General features: G+C 56.7%; 18 protein-coding genes. 3 read left to right on the plus strand and 15 right to left on the minus strand.

All coding sequences use genetic code 11. The annotated features are described in order from the left end of the window. Nucleotides 1-59: 59 nt before the first annotated feature. From CDO73_RS19280 to CDO73_RS19315, 8 genes are all read right to left on the minus strand, one after another. The gene (locus CDO73_RS19280; RefSeq protein ID WP_256972775.1) at nt 60-3,503 is read right to left on the minus strand and encodes a DNA polymerase III subunit alpha; all 3,444 of its coding nucleotides are present in this window, start codon (nt 3,501-3,503) and stop codon (nt 60-62) included. A gap of 47 nt (nt 3,504-3,550) precedes the next feature. Further along, complete coding sequence (locus tag CDO73_RS19285) at nt 3,551-4,885, minus strand: DRTGG domain-containing protein (RefSeq protein ID WP_088490160.1); 1,335 nt, start codon at nt 4,883-4,885, stop codon at nt 3,551-3,553. A gap of 166 nt (nt 4,886-5,051) precedes the next feature. Continuing rightward, nucleotides 5,052-5,396, minus strand: a complete 345-nt coding sequence (locus CDO73_RS19290) for a YlbF/YmcA family competence regulator (protein ID WP_088490161.1) — start codon at nt 5,394-5,396, stop codon at nt 5,052-5,054. 92 nt (nt 5,397-5,488) lie between these two features. Further along, nucleotides 5,489-6,181: an HAD family hydrolase gene (locus CDO73_RS19295; protein ID WP_088490162.1), complete on the minus strand. Its 693-nt coding sequence runs from the start codon at nt 6,179-6,181 to the stop codon at nt 5,489-5,491. A 38-nt stretch (nt 6,182-6,219) separates the two neighbouring features. Next, entirely contained in the window at nt 6,220-7,584 is a 1,365-nt protein-coding gene (locus CDO73_RS19300; RefSeq protein ID WP_088490163.1) for a hemolysin family protein, read from the minus strand. Nucleotides 7,585-7,617: 33 nt separating this feature from the next. After that, nucleotides 7,618-8,754, minus strand: a complete 1,137-nt coding sequence (gene yfkAB / locus CDO73_RS19305; RefSeq protein ID WP_088490164.1) for a radical SAM/CxCxxxxC motif protein YfkAB — start codon at nt 8,752-8,754, stop codon at nt 7,618-7,620. A gap of 97 nt (nt 8,755-8,851) precedes the next feature. Continuing rightward, nucleotides 8,852-9,961, minus strand: coding sequence for an HD-GYP domain-containing protein (locus CDO73_RS19310; RefSeq protein WP_088490165.1), 1,110 nt, complete (start codon nt 9,959-9,961; stop codon nt 8,852-8,854). A 102-nt stretch (nt 9,962-10,063) separates the two neighbouring features. Continuing rightward, nucleotides 10,064-11,500: a bifunctional metallophosphatase/5'-nucleotidase gene (locus tag CDO73_RS19315; RefSeq protein ID WP_088490166.1), complete on the minus strand. Its 1,437-nt coding sequence runs from the start codon at nt 11,498-11,500 to the stop codon at nt 10,064-10,066. Nucleotides 11,501-12,058: 558 nt separating this feature from the next. On the opposite strand from CDO73_RS19315, the gene CDO73_RS19325 reads away from it, so the two are divergent. Then, complete coding sequence (locus CDO73_RS19325) at nt 12,059-13,114, plus strand: HD-GYP domain-containing protein (RefSeq protein WP_088490168.1); 1,056 nt, start codon at nt 12,059-12,061, stop codon at nt 13,112-13,114. A gap of 61 nt (nt 13,115-13,175) precedes the next feature. On the opposite strand, the gene CDO73_RS19330 is transcribed toward CDO73_RS19325, so the two are convergent. Then, nucleotides 13,176-13,745 (minus strand): hypothetical protein, encoded by a 570-nt coding sequence (locus CDO73_RS19330; RefSeq protein ID WP_088490169.1) that lies wholly within the window; start codon nt 13,743-13,745, stop codon nt 13,176-13,178. Nucleotides 13,746-14,130: 385 nt separating this feature from the next. On the opposite strand from CDO73_RS19330, the gene CDO73_RS19335 reads away from it, so the two are divergent. Further along, nucleotides 14,131-14,502 carry a hypothetical protein gene (locus tag CDO73_RS19335; protein WP_088490170.1) on the plus strand — a complete coding sequence of 124 codons (372 nt, stop codon included), beginning with the start codon at nt 14,131-14,133 and terminating at the stop codon, nt 14,500-14,502. A 144-nt stretch (nt 14,503-14,646) separates the two neighbouring features. Here CDO73_RS19335 and sufB read toward each other — a convergent pair whose 3' ends face one another. From sufB to CDO73_RS19365, 6 genes are all read right to left on the minus strand, one after another. Then, on the minus strand, nt 14,647-16,044 hold the full coding sequence (sufB, locus tag CDO73_RS19340; protein WP_088490171.1) for a Fe-S cluster assembly protein SufB: 1,398 nt from the start codon (nt 16,042-16,044) through the stop codon (nt 14,647-14,649). A gap of 18 nt (nt 16,045-16,062) precedes the next feature. Then, nucleotides 16,063-16,488 (minus strand): Fe-S cluster assembly sulfur transfer protein SufU, encoded by a 426-nt coding sequence (gene sufU / locus CDO73_RS19345; protein WP_088490172.1) that lies wholly within the window; start codon nt 16,486-16,488, stop codon nt 16,063-16,065. Next, on the minus strand, nt 16,478-17,698 hold the full coding sequence (locus tag CDO73_RS19350; protein ID WP_088490173.1) for a cysteine desulfurase: 1,221 nt from the start codon (nt 17,696-17,698) through the stop codon (nt 16,478-16,480). Before CDO73_RS19350 ends, sufU begins: the two co-directional genes overlap by 11 nt. After that, nucleotides 17,698-18,999 carry a Fe-S cluster assembly protein SufD gene (gene sufD, locus CDO73_RS19355; RefSeq protein ID WP_088490174.1) on the minus strand — a complete coding sequence of 434 codons (1,302 nt, stop codon included), beginning with the start codon at nt 18,997-18,999 and terminating at the stop codon, nt 17,698-17,700. The genes CDO73_RS19350 and sufD overlap by 1 nt, the downstream gene beginning before the upstream one ends. A gap of 32 nt (nt 19,000-19,031) precedes the next feature. Continuing rightward, nucleotides 19,032-19,820 carry a Fe-S cluster assembly ATPase SufC gene (gene sufC / locus CDO73_RS19360; protein WP_087799885.1) on the minus strand — a complete coding sequence of 263 codons (789 nt, stop codon included), beginning with the start codon at nt 19,818-19,820 and terminating at the stop codon, nt 19,032-19,034. A gap of 317 nt (nt 19,821-20,137) precedes the next feature. Beyond that, nucleotides 20,138-20,605, minus strand: coding sequence for a Dps family protein (locus CDO73_RS19365; protein ID WP_088490175.1), 468 nt, complete (start codon nt 20,603-20,605; stop codon nt 20,138-20,140). Between the two features lie 367 nt (nt 20,606-20,972). Between CDO73_RS19365 and CDO73_RS19370 the strand changes: the two genes are divergently transcribed. Continuing rightward, the gene (locus CDO73_RS19370) at nt 20,973-21,524 is read left to right on the plus strand and encodes a hypothetical protein (RefSeq protein ID WP_088490176.1); all 552 of its coding nucleotides are present in this window, start codon (nt 20,973-20,975) and stop codon (nt 21,522-21,524) included. Nucleotides 21,525-21,546: the final 22 nt, after the last annotated feature.

Here is a 21,546-nt window from a genome sequence, read left to right on the forward strand (position 1 = left end):
GCGGTGGCGCGGGGGTCCGCCGCTGTCGTCGCGAAGCGGCGCTGCGTCGGGGCTTCGACCTACTCGGCCGGGGGTCGGCCCGAAGACCGCGCGGGGCCTGCGCTGTCGGCGAGCGCGCCGCCGCCTGCGGGCCGTGGCGCGGCAGGGGCGGACGGCGCGCGGCGTCCATGGGCGGGAGCGGCGCGGCGCGCTTCCGCTTTGCCGCCTTCGGCGGCGTTCGCTCCGCCGCTTCCGGCGGAGCGGGCCGGGCGGCCGGGATTTCGGCCGCCGCCGCGCGCTTCGCTGCGGGCGAGGAGGCCGCGCACGGCCTCTTCGCCCAGCGGCAGGACCGTATCGGCGAGGAGCTTGAAGCCCTCGTCCTGCTGTTGGACCTTCGCGCGCAGCGCGATCAGCGCGCCGGGCTGCACGGCTTCTTGGCTCCGTTTCCAGACCTCGGGGAACAGCACCAGTTCGCAGCGCTCGATCTGGTCTTCGATCTCGGCGAAAGCCATCGCTTTGCCTTGCTTCGTCGAGATGGTCTTGACGCTTACGACCATGCCGGCCGTCACGGCGTGGCTCTCGTCGGGCGCTTCGCCGAGATCCATCAGCTTCTGGGTGCCCGTCTCGTCGATCAAACGTTCGTAATCGTCGAGCGGATGGCCCGACAGGTACAGTCCGAGCAGATCGCGTTCCAGATCGAGCTGCTCCGATGCGGTAAACGCCCGGATATCCGGATATTCGATCTCCCAGTTCGGCGTTTCGACGAAATCGAACATCTGGATCTGGAAGTCTTCGCGCTCTTTGCGCCATTTGGCGGCGGCGTCCAGCGCTTCGTCGAGCATCGCGAGCAGCTGCGCGCGATGCCCCGGCAGCGAATCGAACGCGCCGGCTTGAATCAGCGCTTCGATCACGCGCCGGTTGCAGGTCTTCGGATCGACGCGGCGGCAGAAATCGAGCAGGCTCTCGAACGGCTGCTTCTCCCGCTCTTCCATCACGTTCTTGATCGCGTTCGTGCCGACGTTCTTGATCGCGGCCAGACCGAACCGCAGGCTCGGCTTGCCGTCTTCTTCGGACGGGGTGAACAGCATGCCGCTCTTGTTGACGTCCGGCGGCAGCACCGGAATGTTCATCCGCCGGCTCTCGACGACGTATTCGGCGACTTTGCGATGGTTGCCGGTCACCGCGGCGAGCATCGACGCCATGAACTCGACCGGATAATGCGCTTTGAGATAAGCGGTCTGGAAAGCCAGCACGCCGTAAGCGGCGGCGTGAGCGCGCGGGAAGCCGTAATCGGCGAAACGCACGATCATGTCGTAGACCTTGTTCGCGTCTTCTTCGCTGTACTGCTGCCCCAAGCTGCCGCGGACGAAGTGCGTCCGCTCCTGATCCAGCGTCTCGCGCTTTTTCTTCGAAACGGCGCGGCGCAGCAGATCGGCTTCTCCGAGCGAGAAACCGGCCATCGTCGACGCGATCTGCATGATCTGTTCCTGATAGACGATGATGCCGTGGGTATCTTCGAGAATCGGCCGCAGATCTTCGTGCGGATAATGCGCTTCGACCGCGCCGTGCTTGACCTGAATATAGTTCGGGATAAATTCCATCGGACCCGGACGATACAGCGCGACGACCGAGATGATGTCTTCGATGACCGAAGGTTTCATCTCTTTCATCACGCGCCGGATGCCCGGAGATTCCATCTGGAACACGCCGAGCGTATCGCCCCGGCCGAGCAGTTCGTACGTGCCCGGATCGGTGTCCGGCACGGCCTTGAAATCGACGGCCGAACCGGTCCGTTCGGCGATCCAGTTCTGGCAGCGTTCGATGATCGACAGCGTGCGCAGACCCAGAAAGTCCATCTTCAGCAGGCCGACCGCTTCCAAACTTTCCATCGGATATTGGGTCAGCGCCGTCTTCTCGCCGCCTTCTTGAAGCGGCACGTAATCGGTCAGCGGACCGCGGGCGATCACGACGCCGGCGGCATGCGTCGAAGCGTGGCGCGGCATCCCTTCGACGCGGCGCGCCGTCTCGATCAGGCGCTTGGTATCCGGCGATTGATCCGCGCGCTCGCGCAGCGCGGCGTTCTGGGCCAGCGCTTTGTCGATCGTCATGCCGACCTGCACCGGAATCAGTTTGGCCGTCTTGTCGACCTCGCCGTACGGCAGCGCCAGCACGCGTCCCACGTCGCGCACGGCCGCGCGCGCGGCCAGCGTTCCGAAGGTGATGATCTGCGCCACGCGGTCGGAACCGTATTTGTCCGTGACGTAAGCGATCACTTCGTCGCGCCGTTCGTCGCTGAAGTCGATATCGATATCCGGCATGGTGATCCGCGCCGGATTGAGAAAGCGTTCGAACAACAGATTGTATTTGATCGGATCGACGTCCGTGATGTTCAGCGTATACGCGACCAGACTGCCGGCCGACGAACCCCGGCCCGGCCCCGTCACGATGTTTTGTTCGTGCGCGTAGCGGATAAAATCCCAGACGATCAGGAAATAATCCGAAAAGCCCATCGTGCCGATCACGCCCAATTCGTATTCGAGCCGCTGATCGAGTCGGCTCCGATATTCGGCGTCCTCCCACTGGGGCAGACCGCCGTAACGCCGATTCAAGCCTTCCCGGCACAAATCGATCAGATACTCCTGCGGCGATTTCCCTTCCGGAAGCGGCCGATATTCGGGCAGGATCGAACGGCCGAGTTCGAGTTCGAGCTCGCATTGTTCGGCGATCTTGGCCGTATTCGCCAGTGCCTGCGGCAGATGCGGGAACAGCTTCGCCATTTCTTCGCCGCTTTTGAGATAGAGCTGGCGGGTCGGAATACGGAAACGTTCTTCGTCTTCCATCGTTTTGCCCGTGCCGATGCAGATCAGCACGTCTTGAATTTCCGCATCCGGTTCGGCCAGATAATGCGAATCGTTGGTCGCGATCAATTCGACGCCGATCTCTTCCGCCAACGCGATCAGCATCGGATTCACCTTTTTCTGCTCGGCCAATCCGTGATCTTGAAGTTCGATGTAGAAGTTCTCGCCGAAGATTTCTTTGTAACGCAGCGCCGCCGCTTTGGCTTCTTCCGGACGTCCGTTCAGGAAATGCTGCGGAATCTCGCCGCCGATGCACGCGCTGGTGCAGACGATGCCTTCGCTGTACTGTTTCAGCACGTCGCGGTCGATTCTCGGCTTGTAGTGGAATCCTTCCAGATGACCCGCCGAACAGATCTTCATCAAGTTGCGGTAGCCCGTCTCGTTCTTGGCGAGCAGCAGCAGATGGTAGATCGGCTGATCTTTGCGGCTGGCGCGTTCGTGCCGGGAACCGGACGTATAATACGCTTCGAAACCGATGATCGGCTTGATGCCGGCGGCCCGGCACGCTTTGTAGAACGGGACGGCGCCGTACATGACGCCGTGGTCGGTCAGCGCGAGCGACTTCATGCCCAGTTCGGCCGCGCGTCCCACCAGTTCCTTGATCCTTGCCGCTCCGTCGAGCAGGCTGTATTCGCTATGCACATGCAGATGGACAAAATCGTTCATGCCGACGTTCCCCCTTTTCCGTTCCTGTTCGTTTATCGTATGCCGTTCTATCCGTTTTCGATCGAATGCAGCGTCATCATCGCTTTGGCGACGGTCTGTTCCTCGTGAATGATCGCGATTTCGAGCCGGCAGATGCGCCGTCCGACTTCGAGCACGAGCGGCGTCACGATGACCGCGTCTTCGATCTGAACCGGACGGATGAAATACGTGCTCATATTGTCGACGACATAATCGTTGCCGCTGTAATCTTTGGCCAGACGCAGCGCGGCTTGAATCATGACCGACGTCATGACCCCTTCCGAGATCGTTCCCAGATCCGTCGCCATCTGAGGCGTGATGAATCCGTGGAAAAACAATTTGCCTTCGCTGTCGCGTTCCTCCGCGAACCCGTTCCAGATCAGATGATCGAACGTCTCGCCGAGGCTGCTCTGCTCGCGCGCGTCGCGCATCGCTTGCAGCACCTCGCGCCGCGTCAGCACGCCGGTGAGCTTGCGGTTGCGGTCGACGACGGGCAGGAAATCGATGCCTTCCCACGTCATGATCTGCGCCGCCGAAGCGAGAGAAGTCAACATGCCGGCGGTGACGGGATTTCGCACCATCGCCCGCTCGATCGTCTGGCCCGGCTCGACGCTCTCGATATCTTTGCGGCTGACGATCCCGAGCACCCGGTTCCATTCGTCGGTCACGGGGAAGCTGCCCGCGCCGGTGCGTTCCGCCACGCGGCGGAAATCTTCCGCCGTGCTGGTCGCTTTGAGCGAATACGGCTTCGACTTCAAGCTCACCAGATCTTCCACCAACATGATTTTCTTTTTGATCAAGCGGTCGAAAATGGCGCGGTTGATCATCGAGGCGACCGTAAACGTGTCGTGACGCGAAGAGATGATCGGCAGGCCGAGACGGTCGGCGAGGCTCTTGACTTCCCGGCTCGTGCCGAATCCGCCGGTGATCAGCACGCCCGCGCCGTGTTCGATCGCCAGCGAGTGCGCGTTCTCCCGGTTGCCGACGATCAGCAGGCTTCCGGTATCGATGTAACGGGCCATCGCGTCGACTTTCATCGCGCCGATCACGTATTTGTGCAAAGTGATCGATAAGCCTTCGTTGCCTCCGAGCACATGGCCTTCGACGATATCGACGACATCCGCGAACGTCAGTTGATCCGTGATATTGCGCGGTTTCTTTTCCACGCGAACGGTTCCGATCCGTTCTTTGGTGATCACGATGCCCAGCGTCTCCGCTTCTTTGACGGCCCGATAGGCGGTGCCTTCGCTGACGCCCATTTCTTTCGCCAGTTTGCGAACGGAGATCTTGGTTCCGACCTTAAGCTGCTCGATATGCTGAAGCAGCTGTTCGTGCTTGGTCACGGTCTGTTCATGCCCTTCCAACTGTTGTACTCCTCTCCAGAAATCTGTATTAGACTGTCTTACTATTATAACATAAATATGCTCCCGGGTAATGCCTGCGCATGCTGCGTCTCAAAGCAGAAAAGCCCCGGTCCCTCTAGGGAACCGGAGCTTCGCGCGCAGCGTTCGGGCTGCTCTTGCCGTAGGCTTATCGCGGGTCGTACATGTTCGCGAGACTGTCGGAAATGATCTTGTTGACATCTTGGATAATGACGCTCAGACGCTGTTCGGCTTCGAACAGGCGGCGGATGTTCAGGTTCAAGCTGAGCACTTCGAACAGCTTCTCCATCTGTTCCATTTCTTCTTGAGGAGGCATGTCTCCGCCCATGATCCGCTGTTGAATATCCATTTGGCGGGTACGGAAGTCGTCGAGCATCCGTTTGCTCTCCGCGTCGGTCTCGATCAATTTGAGCGCAGAAGTGATGTTCTGGACTTCTTGGCTTTCTTGAAGCGATTTGGCCAGGTCGTGCGCTTTGTCGTAAATGTTGGTCATGGGTATAGGTCTCCTTTGGGTTGCCTCGTTTGGATCGCCGGAATTCGGCAAAAATTCTCTGCTTGCTCGTAGGTCGTTTACTGGTCTGCCGTTTATTTGTTAGGCGCGTTATCGTACAGTTCGATCAATTGACCGAATTTCGTGATCAGCGCGTCCGAACCTTCCAATTCGTGATTGGCGCCGAAGTCGGCATAAGCGCAGCCGATCACGCCGAGTCCGTTGCCGATGCCGGCTTGAACGTCGGACGAACGGTCGCCGACCATCCAAGCGCTGGTTACGCCGTACGTTTGCAACAGCTTTTCCACCAGCAGCACTTTGGTCGCGGTCTGATATTCGCCCGCGCTGTACTGGGCTTCGAACAGCGGCGCGATGCCGAGAGCGTCCGAGACGCCTTTGACGTAACCTTCCAACCCGTTGCTTGCGACGAACAGGCGAACCCCGCGTTCCCGCAGACTTTCCAGCGTTTCTTTGACGTCCGGATAGAGCAGTCCTTCGCCGCCTTTCAGCACGTTGAGCTGAAGCTCGAGCAGCAGGTCGTTGGCGCGATTATGCACGTCGGCGCCGCCTTCCGGGATCACGACCTTCCAGATGTCTTCGAGCAGCATGCCGAGACTGCCCAGAATCCGTTCTTCCGGCGGCGTTTCTCCCGTATACAGACCTTCGGCGCGCAGCACGTCGAACATCTGATGATAAGCGGGCAGCAGCACCGTTTCCGTCTGGAACAGCGTACCGTCCATATCGAAAATCATCGCTTCGGGTTTGTACAATTTGGTTGCGGTTTGCATGACAGTTTCATCCTCTCCCGAACAACGAAAAGGGGACGTCAATCGTCTCCCCGGTCGTTTTCTTCCCCATTTTCTTCTTCTTCATCCGCTTCTTCGTGCGGTTTACGAATATGCACGCGGGTAATTCGCAGCCTCTCGGCTTCGGCGACTTCGAAAGTTACCCCTTCGAACTCCACCGTCTGTCCCGGCAGCGGATTGCCTTCAAGCTCTTTAAACATCCAGCCGCCGATCGAATCGACTTCTTCGTCGTCGATCTCGGCTCCCGTCAAGTCGTTCACGTCTTCGATCAACAGTCTTCCGTCGACGGAGATGACGTCGCCGATCATCTCGATCTCCGGACGCACGTCTTCGAACTCGTCGTACAGATCGCCGACGATCTCTTCCAGGATTTCTTCCGCGGTAAGCAGGCCGGCCGTGCCGCCGTATTCGTCGACGACCAGCGTGAGCTGCGCTCTTTTCTGCTGCATGAGGCGCAGCACGTGGCTGATCTCCATCGACTCCGGCACGTTCAGGATCGGCCGCGCCAGCTTGCGCAGGTTCGGCTCGGTCCCCTGCGGCCAAAGCAGAATATCGGTGATATGTACGAAGCCGATGATCTGGTCTTTGTCTTCGATCGCGACCGGGTACCGCGAATGGCGCGTCTCGGTAATGATCTTCAGATTTTCTTTGAGCGGAAGATTGACGTACAGGCAGTCCATATCGGTGCGCGGCAGCATCACTTCTCGCGCCAGCATATCGGAGAAGTCGAAGATGTTGTCCATCAGTTTGACTTCTTCCAGATCGATCGCTCCGCTCTTCGCGCTCTGATTCATCAAAATGCGAATCTCTTCTTCGGAGTGGGCAGCGTCGGCTTCTCCGGCCGGCTCGATTCCGAATATGCGCAAAAATGCATTAGCCGTGTGGTTCAGCAGCCAGATGACCGGCAGGAACACGTAATAGAAAGCCAGCAGCGGTCCGGCCAATGCCAGCGACGTGCCTTCGGACTTCTGGATCGCCAGCGATTTCGGCGCCAGTTCTCCGAGCACGATATGGAGAAACGTAATGATCGCGAAACCGATGGCCACAGACACGCCGACGATCAGATTCGGATCGGTGAAGCCTATGCGGTACATCAACGGCTCGACCAGCAGCTCCGAGACCGCCGGTTCCCCGAGCCAACCGAGTCCGAGGGAGGTCAACGTGATGCCGAGCTGGGTCGCCGATAAATAAGCATCCAGCCGATTGGCGACTCTCAATGCGTACGGCGCCAGCCGGTTCCCTTCGCTTTGAAGCTGAATCAGCCGGGAATGGCGGACTTTGACAAGCGAAAATTCAGCGGCGACGAATACGCCGTTCAGGAAAACGAGCAGCAGCACCAGAAACAGATTAAGCGCCAGCTTTCCCAACTCTATCTCGTGGCCCAATGAAATCTCCTCTTTTCTTCAGCGAACGAAGGTTTAATCTACAATCGCGCGGCGCGATTTGAAATCGACGCCTTTGTAATACATGTCGGCAACGAGCAGATTCGGTCCGCAGCAGCTCGCCGCGTCGCAATGGCAGTTGACGGTCCGGTTAAGCGGATGATTGGTCGTCCACTCTTCGAAGATCTCGTCCAGATTGTTCCGGTATACGCTGCCGAACGAAGGAATCGCGGCAAAGTCCGTCACGAATACGTCGCCCGTGAACATGTTGACGTTGACGCGGCTTCGGCCGTCCGGATCGTTGCGCACGGTAACGTTCTTCGCGTTATGCAGACGGCGCAGCAGTTCGCGGTCTTCTTCGCCGCTTCCGCAGGCGAAGAACGGCAGCGTGCCGAACAGCATCCAGACGTTCTCGTCGCGATGATCGAGCAGATCGTGGATCCCGGCTCTCATCTCTTCCAGCGACAGCACCGGAAGGTCGGCCGCGAACGCCGACGGATACATCGGATGCACTTCGTGGCGGCGGCATCCCATCTCCAATACCGCTTGATGCATCTGCGGCAGATGTCGATGCGTACGGAAATTGATCATCGTTTCCGCCGAGATGAACATGCCGGATTTGCTCAGGCTTTTGGCGTTGTCGATCATGCGGTTATACATTTTCTCGGCGGCGGCATACGGAACCGGGTGTCCGCTGTTGGCGAATCCGGTCGTATGGAAATGTTCGGGTCCCGTATAGTTGAACGAGATATGCATCACGTCCAGATAAGGCAGCAGCTTCTCGTAACGATCCAGATCCAGCGTCAGATTCGAATTGATCTGCGATCGGATGCCGCGCTCGCGCGCGTAGCGCAGCAGCGGCACGATCACGTTATCGACCGTCTGACGCCGGAACGAAGGCTCGCCGCCCGTGATGCTGATCGTTTCCAGATGTTCGACTTCGTCCAACCGGCGCAGCATCAGATCGAGCGGAATCATGTCCGGCTCGTTCATCACCAGCGTATCGCCGACCGCGCAGTGCTCGCAGCGCATATTGCACAGATTCGTGACCGTCATCTCCACGCTGGTCAAGCGGTGCCGCCCATGCTTTCGCAAAGAACGAATCGGGTCCCACGGATCGTAACTCGGAGACAATTCGCGAAGCTGGGTACCGCCGTTATTCATTACTTTCATGTTGACCACCTTTATCGAATTGGGCGATTCGCCCGAAAGCGAAGCCCGGTTTTTCTTTATATAACCTTTTTGCAAGCCTTTCGCGCGAAAATCTCGTTCAAACCTGTCTTTTTTCGCGTTCGGCGATCTGTTCGACCATGACCGACAGCTTCCGGGACAAGTCGATCTCGTACGGCTGCACGCTTGCCCCTTCCGCGTCCTCGATGATGCGAACGACGGGACGGTTGGGAGTCTTGGGCGGAACGCTCGTGACCACGCCGGTCTCTCCGGTCGTCAAGCGCACCGTCAGACCCACCGGATACAAAGCAAGCTTGTCGCGGAACACTTCCAATTTGCGTTGGTCGTACTGCGTGCAGGAGCCGCCGTACAGAATCTCCACGGCTTGATGCGGAAGCATGCCGCGCCGGTAGACCCGATTGGTCGTCATCGCGTCGTAAGAATCGGTAATGGCGATCCACTTGGCAAAGTCATGGATTTCCCCTTCGCGGATGCCCCGCGGATAACCGCTTCCGTCCAGACGCTCGTGATGTTGAAACGCGCAGTGCGCCGCGAGCAGCGGAACGAAAGGCTCGTCTTTGAGCAGCGCGTAGCCGAATTCCGTATGCTTCTTCATTTCGGCGAATTCTTCGTCGGTCAGCCTGCCGGGCTTGAGCAGCACCTTCGACGAGATTTTGGTCTTGCCGATATCGTGAAGCAGCGAGCCCATGCCCAGCGTGAACAATTCGTCTTTCGAATAACCGGCCGCCATGCCGAGCGTCAGCGTGTACAAACAAACGTTGAACGAGTGGGTGTACAAATAATAATCCGTCGTATGAATATCGCTGAGCATGATCAGAACGTCTTCGCGCGAGCCCAGATCGTTGAGGATTTCTTCGGTCATTTTGCGGAAGCTATAACCCAGATGCGGATAAGACATGCGTCCCATCGTATCGTTCATCATGCTGCGATAAACGGTCCGAATCTGTTTGATCGCTTGCCGTCTCGTCTCGTCGTTCACCATCTCCGGCAGCACGATGTCGTCGGTCACTTCGTCCCGGACATACAGCATATCGATCCCGAGCTGTTCCAGCCTGCGAAGAATCGAAGCCGTCAGCTCCGCTCCTTCGGCCAGCAGCGTCAGGCCCTCTTCATTATAAATGCGTTTGCCCAGCTTCATGCCGGGTTGTATTTGTCCGATCGACAGCAGGCGCACAAACTTCCACTCCATTTAAGCCGTCTCGAAATCCGGGTGCGCGGCTGACGATCACACCGGCGAGGGCCGTTGATATTTTTGATTTTTCCGAAAAGCATCCTCCAAGTCCGACAACGATCACTCGGCTACCCAACGCGGAAGCGCCGCTTCCCTTGCCGCTCCGGGCCGCCCCAACTCGATACGCAGCAGATCGCGCAGGAATTCGGGCAAAATGAATCTTTTATTCGTTCCCCGGCTGAGAGACTCGTACCCTGCGCCGAAGGTAAACATATCCAACGTCGCCACCCGATATTCCTCTTCGGGCGCAATGACCCGTTCGGCGGTACGAGCTTCGACGATCCGCTCGTTGGGCGGAGCATCCGGATTATACCGAATCGTCAATCCGTCGGCGCACAAGCCTCCGAGCCGTTCGCCGCGAAATCCGAACCCGGTCAGCTTTTTCCCCGTATACTCCGGAAGCAGCGATTGTTCCAAACTTCGCAGAATATCGCTTCCGCGCAGCGTGACGACGCACGGATTGATCGGAGACGGACATAAAGCATGAAGCATGCCTTCCGTGATCGCGCCTTCCGGCAGCGGTCCCAATACCTGTCCGGAGTTCACGAGCGAGAATTCGCCGCCGGCGAACCGGCGAACCGACTGGGCAAGCAAATTGCCGAATTCCGATTCGCGTTCGTAATCGACGGGAAGTTCGGTTTCGGACACCGCCGCCACATGCCGCAGCCGCTCGGCCGCTTCTTCGTAATGCCGGGCGATCGCATGATCCACCCGGACATCGGATACGGAGTCCTCGTTCAGTTCGATCAACCCGGCTTCCCGGACTTCGCATTCTCCGGAAGACGCGTCGCGCGCGATGACGATCCGGCCGATATGCCGACCGAATTTGCCTGCCGCGCAGACGACCGTACTTCCGATCCGAATCGGCTCCGGCAGCAGATGGTGCGTGTGTCCGCCCAGAATCAGATCGATGCCCTGCGTCATTCCGGCAATCCGTTCGTCCGACGCCAATCCCAAATGGGACAACAGCACGACGACGTCGACCTGCCCGCGCAGCTCGTTCACGCGATCCTGCAAGCCCGCGAACGGTTCCGTCACTTCGACGCCGAGCAGCCGATAGAAGTCGGAAAAAGGAGCCGTCAGCCCCAGCACGCCGATGCGAAACCCGCTTTTCTCGATCACGGCGTTCTCCCGCATCCAAGGCGGCAGAGCGCCTCCTTCCAACTTTACGTTGCCGCATACGACGGGACAGTCGAGCGCAGCGTAGACGCTCCCCAGCTGTTCGGGCGTAAAAGTCAGGCCTTCGTTATTGCCGATCGTTACCGCATCATAACCGGAGCGGTTAAGAATATCGACATTGGCCGATCCGAGACTTCCTTCCGTCTCGATCGCCATGCGGTCCATGTGATCGCCCACGTCAAGCGTGCATACCGGATTCCCCCGTGCTTTCTCCGCGGCGATGAACGCAGCGATTCGGCCCATCTGCTCGAAGTGGCTGTGAAGGTCGTTGGTATGCAGGATGGTGAGCCTCTCTCTATCTTCTGTCTTCAAACCCATTGAGGCCGTCCTCCTTCGGACCTTGCATCCCGTCAAACGAAAGCCCGATCCGATATCCGGCTTCCGATCGTCGAAATCGTGTTCGACTTTATCCTTGCGCTCGAACGCCGCTATCGGGACGCAAACTTTTCGCGGTTGAAAAGAGCCGCAAAACGCCCGCTTACGAAGACGTCCCGCAGCCCATGCAAGTATTTTAACATGCCTCTAGGCAGTCGAAAAGAATTTGCGCTTCCTTCCTTGTAAAAAGTAAGCTGCAAGTACGGTTTACTAACTGGATAAATAATCCTTTTATGCTCGCATATGATGTAATTGGATGTTACATTCTGCTCCAATTCATTGAGGAAATATGGTATATTGAGAGAGTCAGCATCCCAAATCGAGAAAAGGCTAAGGAACGCAGCCGTATCGGACCGGTTCTGTCGATATATTGATTAGCGGACTTTGTCGCCGTCTGCAAGCCCCGAAGAAACGAAAAAATGAAACCGTCTTCCATCGTGTGCCTGATCCAGATCGTGCCGATCCGTAACATCTGTTCCTTATAGAAAGGAGACATCGCGTTTGAAAGTTCATGTTACCGATCTCAGCCCAGGCGATCGCCTGATTGCCGACACCTTCAATCGGCACGGCGTACACATCCTTGCCAAAGGTACCGCGCTGTACGACGCGGAAATCGCGCGCCTCATCCAACATAGCATCGATTATGTCGAAGTGCAGATTAATCCGGAAAACGCTTATGCCAACGCGAGCTCGGCAGCCTTCTTCTTCCCGGAGATCAAAGCGACTTTCGACGATGCCATTTTGATGTTCGAGTCATTGTTCCACGAGTCCATGACCACAGGCATATTCAATACCGAACTTGTGGAAGACATCATGCAGCCGCTGTTCAACGTGCTCGCCTCCCAAAAAGACGCCGTTGCTTTGCTGCTGCTGCTCAATCGCGACGCCAACTATACGTACGTCCATTCCATGCAGGTCGGAATGTTGTCTTACTATTTGGCTCTTTGGCTCGGCTATCCTCATGATCAAGCTTCTGCGATCTGTCAAGCAGGGTATCTGCACGACATCGGCAAATCAACCATTCCCAGCGAAATTCTGAATAAACCCGGCAGATTGACCAAAGAAGAATACGAAATCGTCAAAACGCACACGCTCAACGGGTACGAGATCATTCGCAACTCGCTCGGCGATACCGTAGCCGCAACGGCGGCCCTTCAGCATCACGAGCGCTGCGACGGCAGCGGTTACCCTTACGGAATCAAAGAAGACGAGATGCATCCCTGGTCCCGCATCATCGCGGTAGCCGACGTCTACAGCGCGATGACCAGCAACCGCGTCTATCAAGACAAGCAGGAACTGATCAACGTGCTTAAAGAGCTGTATTCGCTGAGTTTCGGTCAACTTTCCGCCGAACCTACCCATACCTTCATCCGCAATATGCTCCCTTACTTCATTAATAAGAAAGTGCTTTTGACGAACGGCGAAACGGGCTATATCGTCATGAACCATCCTACCGATTTTTTCCGTCCGCTCGTTCGCGTCAGCGACCGATTCGTCGACTTATCCGTCGAAACCCATCTGGACATCGAGGAAGTATTCTCGGATCGGGAAACTTAATCCGAAGTATCATCAAAAAACACGTGTCCGCGGCAGCGCGGGCACGTGTTTGCGTTTACTTCTACTTTTTCAGTACAAGCTTGACTGTCGACGTGCCGACCTCTTCGTCTTTGGAAGCCACGTAGCGGTTCAGCAGCTTTTGCGATTGAATCATCGCGCTCGGCGTTTCGGTTCCGGTTTCTTTCCAATAATTCTGAAGCAGTTCGTACAGGTTGCCGTACTTGCCCGCTCCTTCGGCCAAGAAGAAATAAGCGATCTCGCTGCCGCGAGGCGCGAGTCGGCGTTCCGCATGGCTGTTCGGATCGTACGTGCAGACTTCGATCATGCCGTCGCGGTTCACTCCGCCGAACGCGGTCAGCACCGATTTGCTTTTCTCGGAAAAAGCGGTCAGCGTCATCTGAAGAATCACCAGAATCCGTTCGTACGGCGTTCCTTCTTCCATCAGATCCGCGACGTGTTTCGCGATCGTCTCGCGCGCTTGACGATCGCCGCCGGCCAGCGCGACGAATTCCTTTTCTCCGACTTTCACCACATGTTCTTCCGGCTGCGTCGTATGCTCCGAACCGGAGGCGCCGCTGTCGCTCATCACGGTTATGAAATTCTCTTTGGCGATTACGGAAATGAAGCTCATTCTCTATACTCCTCCTTCTTTGAAAGCGTGTACGCAAAAGGCGCATGGAACGACGAGGCCGAAACGGCCGCCGCGGCTCTCGGGAAATTCCTGCCGGGCAGGAACGGCTTTCCTGCATCATACGCAATTTGCGTGCACGCCATGAACCAACTAATTCGAGAGCCGGCGAGGGGATTCCTGCACGCTGCCCGAATTAAAAGAAAACGTCAACTGTCTCAGTATAACAGACGGATGCCCTTTTTCGCGAGTCGCCGGGCGGACTTCTTAAGATTGTCAGCAAACAATTCGGCAGATTGCATTTTCGGCTGCTCTCGACTTCTGGAATCTTAAGCTAAGATAGGGCCAGAAATACGATGTCGATCGCAGAAAAGAGGGGACAAGCAAAATGAATTCGTTTTGGAAAAGTCTGTTCGCCCGCAATCTTCCCGCCGTCTATCCGGCTTCCGAAGCGGAAATCGACGTTCCTCTGCTCGACGAAAGCCTGCTCGAATCGATCAAAGCCGCGGTCGATTCGTACATGCAGCAAGCGTCTTCGACAGGCAGCCCTTCTTTTTCGGAGATTCGACAGCCGGGCATGGTGCTGGAAACGCCTGCTCTGCCTCCGCTCTCGCCCGTTCAGCTGTACGGCGAACTCGAAGCTTTGCTCGGGCTTTTCCTGCTTATGCCGGGAGCGCGCGCTGAACGCGCCTGCGGAGAAATCGAACTGTACATGGATAAGCTGCGCGCCGCCGTTCGAAACCGCGATTCGCTCTCGTAGTTCGCCGTTCCCGTCGCAGGCGGCCTGCCGCTGAGCCTGAAGTCTTTCGGGGAAGATTCTTCTCCGAAGGACTTTTCGTTTTTCGCAAAAAAAGAGACGAACCTCGGTTCGTCTCTTTTGGTGTCGAGCAGGAGGACGCCGGAATTAACCGATCGAGCCTTCCATTTCGAACTTGATCAAACGGTTCATCTCGACCGCGTACTCCATCGGCAGTTCCTTCGTGAACGGCTCGATGAAGCCCATAACGATCATCTGCGTCGCTTCGTTCTCGCTGAGGCCGCGGCTCATCAGGTAGAAGAGTTGATCTTCGGATACCTTCGAGACCGTCGCTTCGTGTTCCAGCGTCACGTCGTCGTTCAAGATCTCGTTGTACGGGATCGTATCGGACGTGGACTGGTTATCGAGAATCAGCGTGTCGCACTTGATGTTCGATTTGGCGCCTGTCGCTTTGCGGCCGAACGACGCCAAGCCTTGATAGGTCACCTTGCCGCCGTGTTTGCTGATCGACTTCGAGATAATCGTCGACGTCGTGTCCGGAGCCAAGTGGATCATTTTCGCGCCCGCGTGTTGGTGCTGGTTCTTGCCGGCTACCGCGATCGACAGGACGGAACCTTTCGCGCCGCGGCCTTTGAGCACGACTGCCGGATATTTCATCGTCAGTTTGGAACCGATGTTGCCGTCGACCCATTCCATATTGGCGTTCTCTTCGGCAACCGCGCGTTTGGTAACGAGGTTGTAGATGTTGGACGACCAGTTCTGAATCGTCGTGTAGCGAACGCGCGCGTCCTTCTTCACGATGATCTCGACGACCGCGCTGTGCAGCGAGTTCGTGCTGTACACCGGTGCCGTGCAGCCTTCGACGTAGTGCACGAAGCTGCCTTCGTCGGCGATGATCAGCGTGCGTTCGAATTGGCCCATGTTTTCCGAGTTGATCCGGAAGTACGCTTGCAGCGGGATTTCGCATTTGACACCTTTAGGGACGTAAATGAAGCTGCCGCCGGACCATACCGCGCTGTTCAAAGCCGCGAACTTGTTGTCGGCCGGAGGAATGACTTTCGCGAAGTGCTCGCGGAAGATCTCCGGATGTTCTCTGAGCGCGCTGTCGGTATCCATGAAGATGACGCCTTGATCTTCCAGATCTTTCTGCATGTTGTGATACACGACTTCGGATTCGTACTGCGCCGAGACGCCGGCGAGGAACTTCTGTTCCGCTTCCGGAATACCCAGCTTGTCGAACGTTTCCTTGATCTCGCTCGGAACCTCTTCCCAAGTCTTGCTTTGTCCTTCGGAAGGTTTAACGTAATATTGAATATCGTTGAAGTCCAGCTCGCTCAGGTCGCCGCCCCATGTCGGCATCGGCATCTTCTCGAACTGCTCCAGCGATTTCAGACGGAATTCCAGCATCCAGTCCGGCTCGTTCTTCATTTTCGAAATGGAAGTGACGATTTCCTTCGTCAAGCCTTTGCCGCTCTGATAGATGGACTTATGCTCGTCTCGGAAGCCGTATTGATACTCGTCGCTGATCGGTGCTTCTTTAGCCATGTTGATTCCTCCCTTTCGTTAGTGGCTTTCCCGTTCGATTCCTTTGCGCAGGGCATTCCAGGCCAAGGTCGCGCATTTGATTCTTGCCGGGAATTTATTGACGCCGGATAAGGCTTCGATGTCTTCGTATTCGTCGAACTCGACGCTCTCGCCTTTCATCAGGGAAGAGAACCGTTCGGCCAGCTCTAAGGCTTCCGGCAGCGTCTTGCCTTTCACCGCTTCCGTCATCATCGATGCGGAAGACATGCTGATCGAGCAGCCGTCGCCGGTATAGCGCGCTTCGCGGACGACGTCGCCGTCCAGCAGAAGCTGAAGCGAAATCTTGTCGCCGCAGGTCGGGTTATTGAGGTCGATCGTCACGCCTTCTGCCTCGAATTTGCCTTTGTTCCGCGGGTTTTTGTAATGATCCATAATGACGCGCCGGTACAAATCGTCAAGTTGCATCTCCAAAATACTCCTTTGTCTGGATTAAGGCGTCGATCAGGCGGTCGATGTCTTGTTCGTTATTGTATAGATAGAAGCTGGCTCGCGCCGTCGAACTGACGTTCAACCAACGCATCAGCGGTTGGCAGCAGTGATGGCCCGCGCGGATCGCGACGCCGTACGAATCGAGTACGGTCGCGACGTCGTGCGGATGCACGCCGTCCAGATTGAAAGTCACGATGCCGACTTTGCGCTCCTGCGGACCGAACACCTTAAGGCCTTCGATCTCGTTGATGCGGCGCATCGCGTACATCGCGAGCCGGTGTTCGTGCTCGGCGACGTTGTCCATGCCGAGCTCGTTCAGGAAGTCGATCGCCGCGCCGAGCCCTACGGCTCCGGCGATGATCGGCGTGCCGCCTTCGAAGCGCCAAGGCAGGTCTTTCCACGTCGAGTCGTACAGACCGACGTCGTCGATCATCTCGCCGCCGAATTCCACCGGCTCCATCTTCTCCAGCAGCGCCTTCTTGCCGTACAAAGCTCCGATGCCGGTCGGCGCGCACATTTTATGTCCCGACAGGGCATAAAAGTCGCAGTCCAGATCCTGCACGTCCACTTTCGTATGCGGCGTGCTCTGCGCGCCGTCCACGACCATGACCGCGCCGTGCTTATGCGCCAGAGCCGCGATCTCTTTGATCGGATGGACGACGCCCATCACGTTAGAAACGTAAGCCATCGCCACGATCTTGGTGCGGTCCGTGATGACTTTGCCTGCCGCTTCGACGTCGATCGTGCCGTCCGGGTTCGGCTCGATGTATTTGAGCACGGCGCCTTTGCGCTTGGCCAGCTGCTGCCAAGGGATCAGGTTGCTGTGATGCTCGATCGGGGTGATCACGATCTCGTCGCCTTCGCCTACGTTGGCGTCTCCGTAAGAAGCCGCCACCAGATTCAGGCCGGTCGTCGTTCCCCGGTTGAATACGATCTCTTCGGGATGCGCCGCTCCGATGAACTTCGCGACTTTCTCCCGCGCGCCTTCGTAAGCGTCGGTCGCCCGGCTGCCGAGCGTATGCACGCCGCGATGCACGTTCGAGTTATCCCATTCGTAGTAACGGCGTACCGCGTCGAGCACGACGCGCGGCTTCTGCGAAGTCGCCGCGCTGTCGAGGTAGACCAGCGGATGCCCGTTCACTTCCTGGTTGAGAATCGGGAATTGCTCCCGTACCGAGGCGTTCATTACTGCCCCAGCTTTCTTTCGACGATGCGCTGCAAGCGGGTACGCAGCAGCTCAAGCGGAATCTCCGCGATGATCGGAGCAAGGAAGCCGTAGATAATGAGGCGTTCCGCTTCCAGCTTGGAAATCCCGCGCGACATCAGGTAGTAGACTTGCTCCGGGTTCACCTTGCCGACGGAAGCCGCGTGTCCGGCCATAACGTCGTCTTCGTCGATCAGCAGGATCGGGTTGGCGTCGCCGCGCGCTTTCGGGCTGAGCATCAGGACTTTCTCCGTCTGCTGTCCGTTCGCTTTGGTCGCGCCGTGCTCGATCTTCGTGATGCCGTTGATGATGGATTGCGCTTCTTCGCGCATGACCGCGCGGGTAAACATATCGCTCTCCGAAGATTTGCCGAAATGAACCGCGCGGGTCGTGTAGTTCAGCTTCTGCGAACCCGAACCGATCGCGATGATCTTGGCGTCGGAATGCGTGCCGTTGCCGTTCAGCGTCGTCGCCGTATCGGCGATCGTATCGCCGTCGTTCATCTCGCCGACGATCCATTCGATATCGGCGTCGTTCGACAGCAGCGCCCGGCGATAAGAAATGTCCGTAACTTCTTTGCCGAATTGATGAACCGTCGCGTATTGCACTTTGGCGCCGTCCAGCGCCACGACTTCCACGACGCCGTTATGCAGAACGCTGCCGGACAATCCGGCGGAAACGTAATTGTCCACGTAAGTGACGCGGCTGTTCATGTCGGCCACGATCAGGATATGCGGCGCGAACGTCGCGGAAGCGTCGTCGCTCAGGTATACCGCTTGGAGCGGTACTTCGAGCTCGACGTTCTTCGGCACGTACAGGAAGACGCCGCCGGTCCATGCCGCGTAATGCAGCGCGGACACCTGATGTTCGCTCGTTTTCACGGCCGTGCCGAGGTGCTTTTTGACCAGCACTTCGTGCTCGCGGGCCGCCGTTTCGAGATCGGTAAAGATCACGCCTTTGGCGCTCAGTTCTTCGGACAGCGCCGCGTAGACGACGCCGGAGTTATGCTGAACGATCAAGTTCTGCGTGCCTTCTTCGATCAGTTCTTTGGCCGCTGCCGGCAGTTCGTCTTGCGACGATACTTTCGCGCCGGCTTTGAACGAGCCGTAGCCGCTCAAGTCCCAACGATCGAGCTTCGTTTTCTCCGGCTTCGGCAGTTCCAGCGAACCGGCCAGTTCCAACGCCTCCAAGCGGCGCTGAGTCAGCCAAGCGGCTTCGCCGCGGGTCTCGGCCCACTCTTTGATCTGCGCGGCCTGTACCGGAAGAATGGTTTGTAAGGTCATAATCGGTCTTCCTCCTTCCGTTTCTCTATATATTAAGCTTCTTGTTCTTGTCCGACGGTCTCGTCCGTGATGCCCAGTTCTTCTTTGATCCAATCATAGCCGTCCTGCTCCAGACGCGCGGCCAGCTCGGGTCCGCCCGACTTGACGATGCGGCCTTGCATCATGACGTGGACGAAGTCCGGAGTGATATAGTTCAACAGGCGCTGGTAGTGGGTAATGATCAGGAAACCGCGATCTTCCGCTCTCATCTCGTTGACCCCTGCCGCCACGATGCGCAGAGCGTCGATGTCAAGGCCGGAGTCGATTTCGTCGAGGATGACGATCTTCGGATCGAGCATCATCATTTGCAGAATTTCGTTGCGTTTTTTCTCGCCGCCGGAGAAACCTTCATTCAGGTAACGGTGCGCGAATTCCGGATTCATCTCCAGGCCTTTCATGCTCTTCTCCATTTGGCGAATGAACTTGATCAGCGAGATTTCGTTGCCTTCGCCGCGGCGCGCGTTGATCGCGCTGCGCAGGAAGTCGGAATTCGTGACGCCGGCGATTTCGCTCGGATATTGCATCGCGAGGAACAGGCCCGCAAGCGCGCGTTCGTCGACGCCCATCTCGAGCAGGTCTTCGCCGTTAAGCGTAGCCGAGCCTTCGGTCACTTCGTATTTCGGGTGTCCCATCAACGCGGAAGCCAACGTACTTTTGCCGGTACCGTTCGGTCCCATGATCGCGTGGATCTCTCCGCCGTTCATTTCCAGATTGATGCCTTTCAGAATTTCTTTGCCTTCGATTTCCGCTTTAAGCCCTTCGATGACGAATTTAGTTGCCATATGCAGCGTCCCTCCAGAAATATAATGGTAAATCCGAGTTATCCTTTTGATCCGTTTAACAATCGAAATAATTATAATCTTGTAATGATTATAAACTGATTATGATCGATTCTCAATTCATTTTACCCCAATTTATTTTGCAGTTCAACGAATCCGCTTATATTTCCCCTTTCAAACCGCGAAACCTTTAATTTTGCAAAACGATTCGTATGCGCTTCTCCATGCGAAAAAATCGCCTGCATTCTCAATAGCAAGAGCCCGGTCTTATAGAAGACCGGGCTCTTGCTTGGCTGGATCCGTTGGGATCAACCGATATTTTAGTGACCGAGGAACGAACGCAGCATCCACATATGTTTCTCCAGATCCTGCTTCATGGCGATCAGCATGTCGCTTGTCGCTTGGTCGTGCGCTTCTTCCGCGAGTTCCAGACCTTCCTGCATTTCTTCGGCGACCGTCGCGAAGTCTTCGATCAGCGTCTGCACCATCGTGCGATGGTCTTCGCCGCCGGCGGCTTCTTGAATGCTGGACAGTTCCAGATATTCTTTCATCGTAGCGGCCGGGCTGGCTTTGATCGTCAGCATGCGTTCCGCCACTTCGTCCATTTTCACGGTGACTTCGTTATAGAGTTCTTCGAACTTCACGTGCAAGGTGTAGAAGTTCTCGCCTTTCACGTACCAGTGGAAGTTGTGGATTTTAACATAAAGAACGTTCAGGTTCGCGACCTGACGGTTCAAAATCTCCTCGAGCGTTTGGGTTTGAGCTTCGGTTTTCGTCGTTTTAGCCATGATCGATCCCTCTTTCCTCAAATTTGATTCTTATTTTTCGCCCATTCTCCGTTTCGCCGGTCGCATGCTCGGCGAGGGGGTCGGCGAAGAAGTGTTTCCTGCTGTGCCTAGTTACAGTTTACCCTCTGCAAAATGCGGCGAAACAAACAGCGCACGTGAAGAAATCATGAAGGGAACAAGCAAAACGAATAGGTCCATCCCCTGCGATCGCGCACCCATTAATTTGGATATTCGCGCGTCAAAGAAATGTTCAGGTCTAGGATTATGAATGAAGTCATGCTATCATAAAAGAACGGCGAATCCTGCTTTTTGGCTATGCGGCGACGAAGCAAGATTCGAATTAGATCTGGTTTAGACCGGGGGAATTATGAACAATAAGACACCGCAAGAACGTTCCGGATTTCTGTTCAACGTAGACATCCTGATTGACGGTTCGACCAATGCCCAAGCTTTACAGACTCTGCTCGCGCTCTTGAACGCCTCGGACAAAGTCGTCGATCTTCGCATAAATTCCGGCATCGAGCTCGGCAAAGGAATCGAAGCCGCGTTAGCGAACCTGAAGACCAATTATTTGGAGAAATCCAGAGCCGGATTATCGGCCGCGACCAAAAATCTTCAGCTTCAGAAAACGTCCGCTTCCGCCGCCTCCCAGCCGGATTTGAAAGCCCCCTCGAATCCGACTACCAAAACTGCGGCTCAACCCGCTTCTTATCTGACGCCGGACGACATTCGAGATTCGATCAACAAAAATCGGCTGGTTCGTCTGATCGTCAACAAACCGGGAGGCAATCGTCTCAGCATCCCGTGCCGAATCATCAATTTCGACGAGTCGGGCCAACGATTGAGCGTATATCACGTCGACGAGAAACAAGTGTACAGCTTTTCGCTTAACGAGATCGACGAACTCAGCGGCCAATAAGCGCAAGCAGATCAAAAAGCCT

This window comes from Saccharibacillus sp. O23 (genome assembly GCF_002205895.1).
In the GTDB taxonomy this organism is placed as follows: Bacteria; Bacillota; Bacilli; order Paenibacillales; family Paenibacillaceae; genus Saccharibacillus.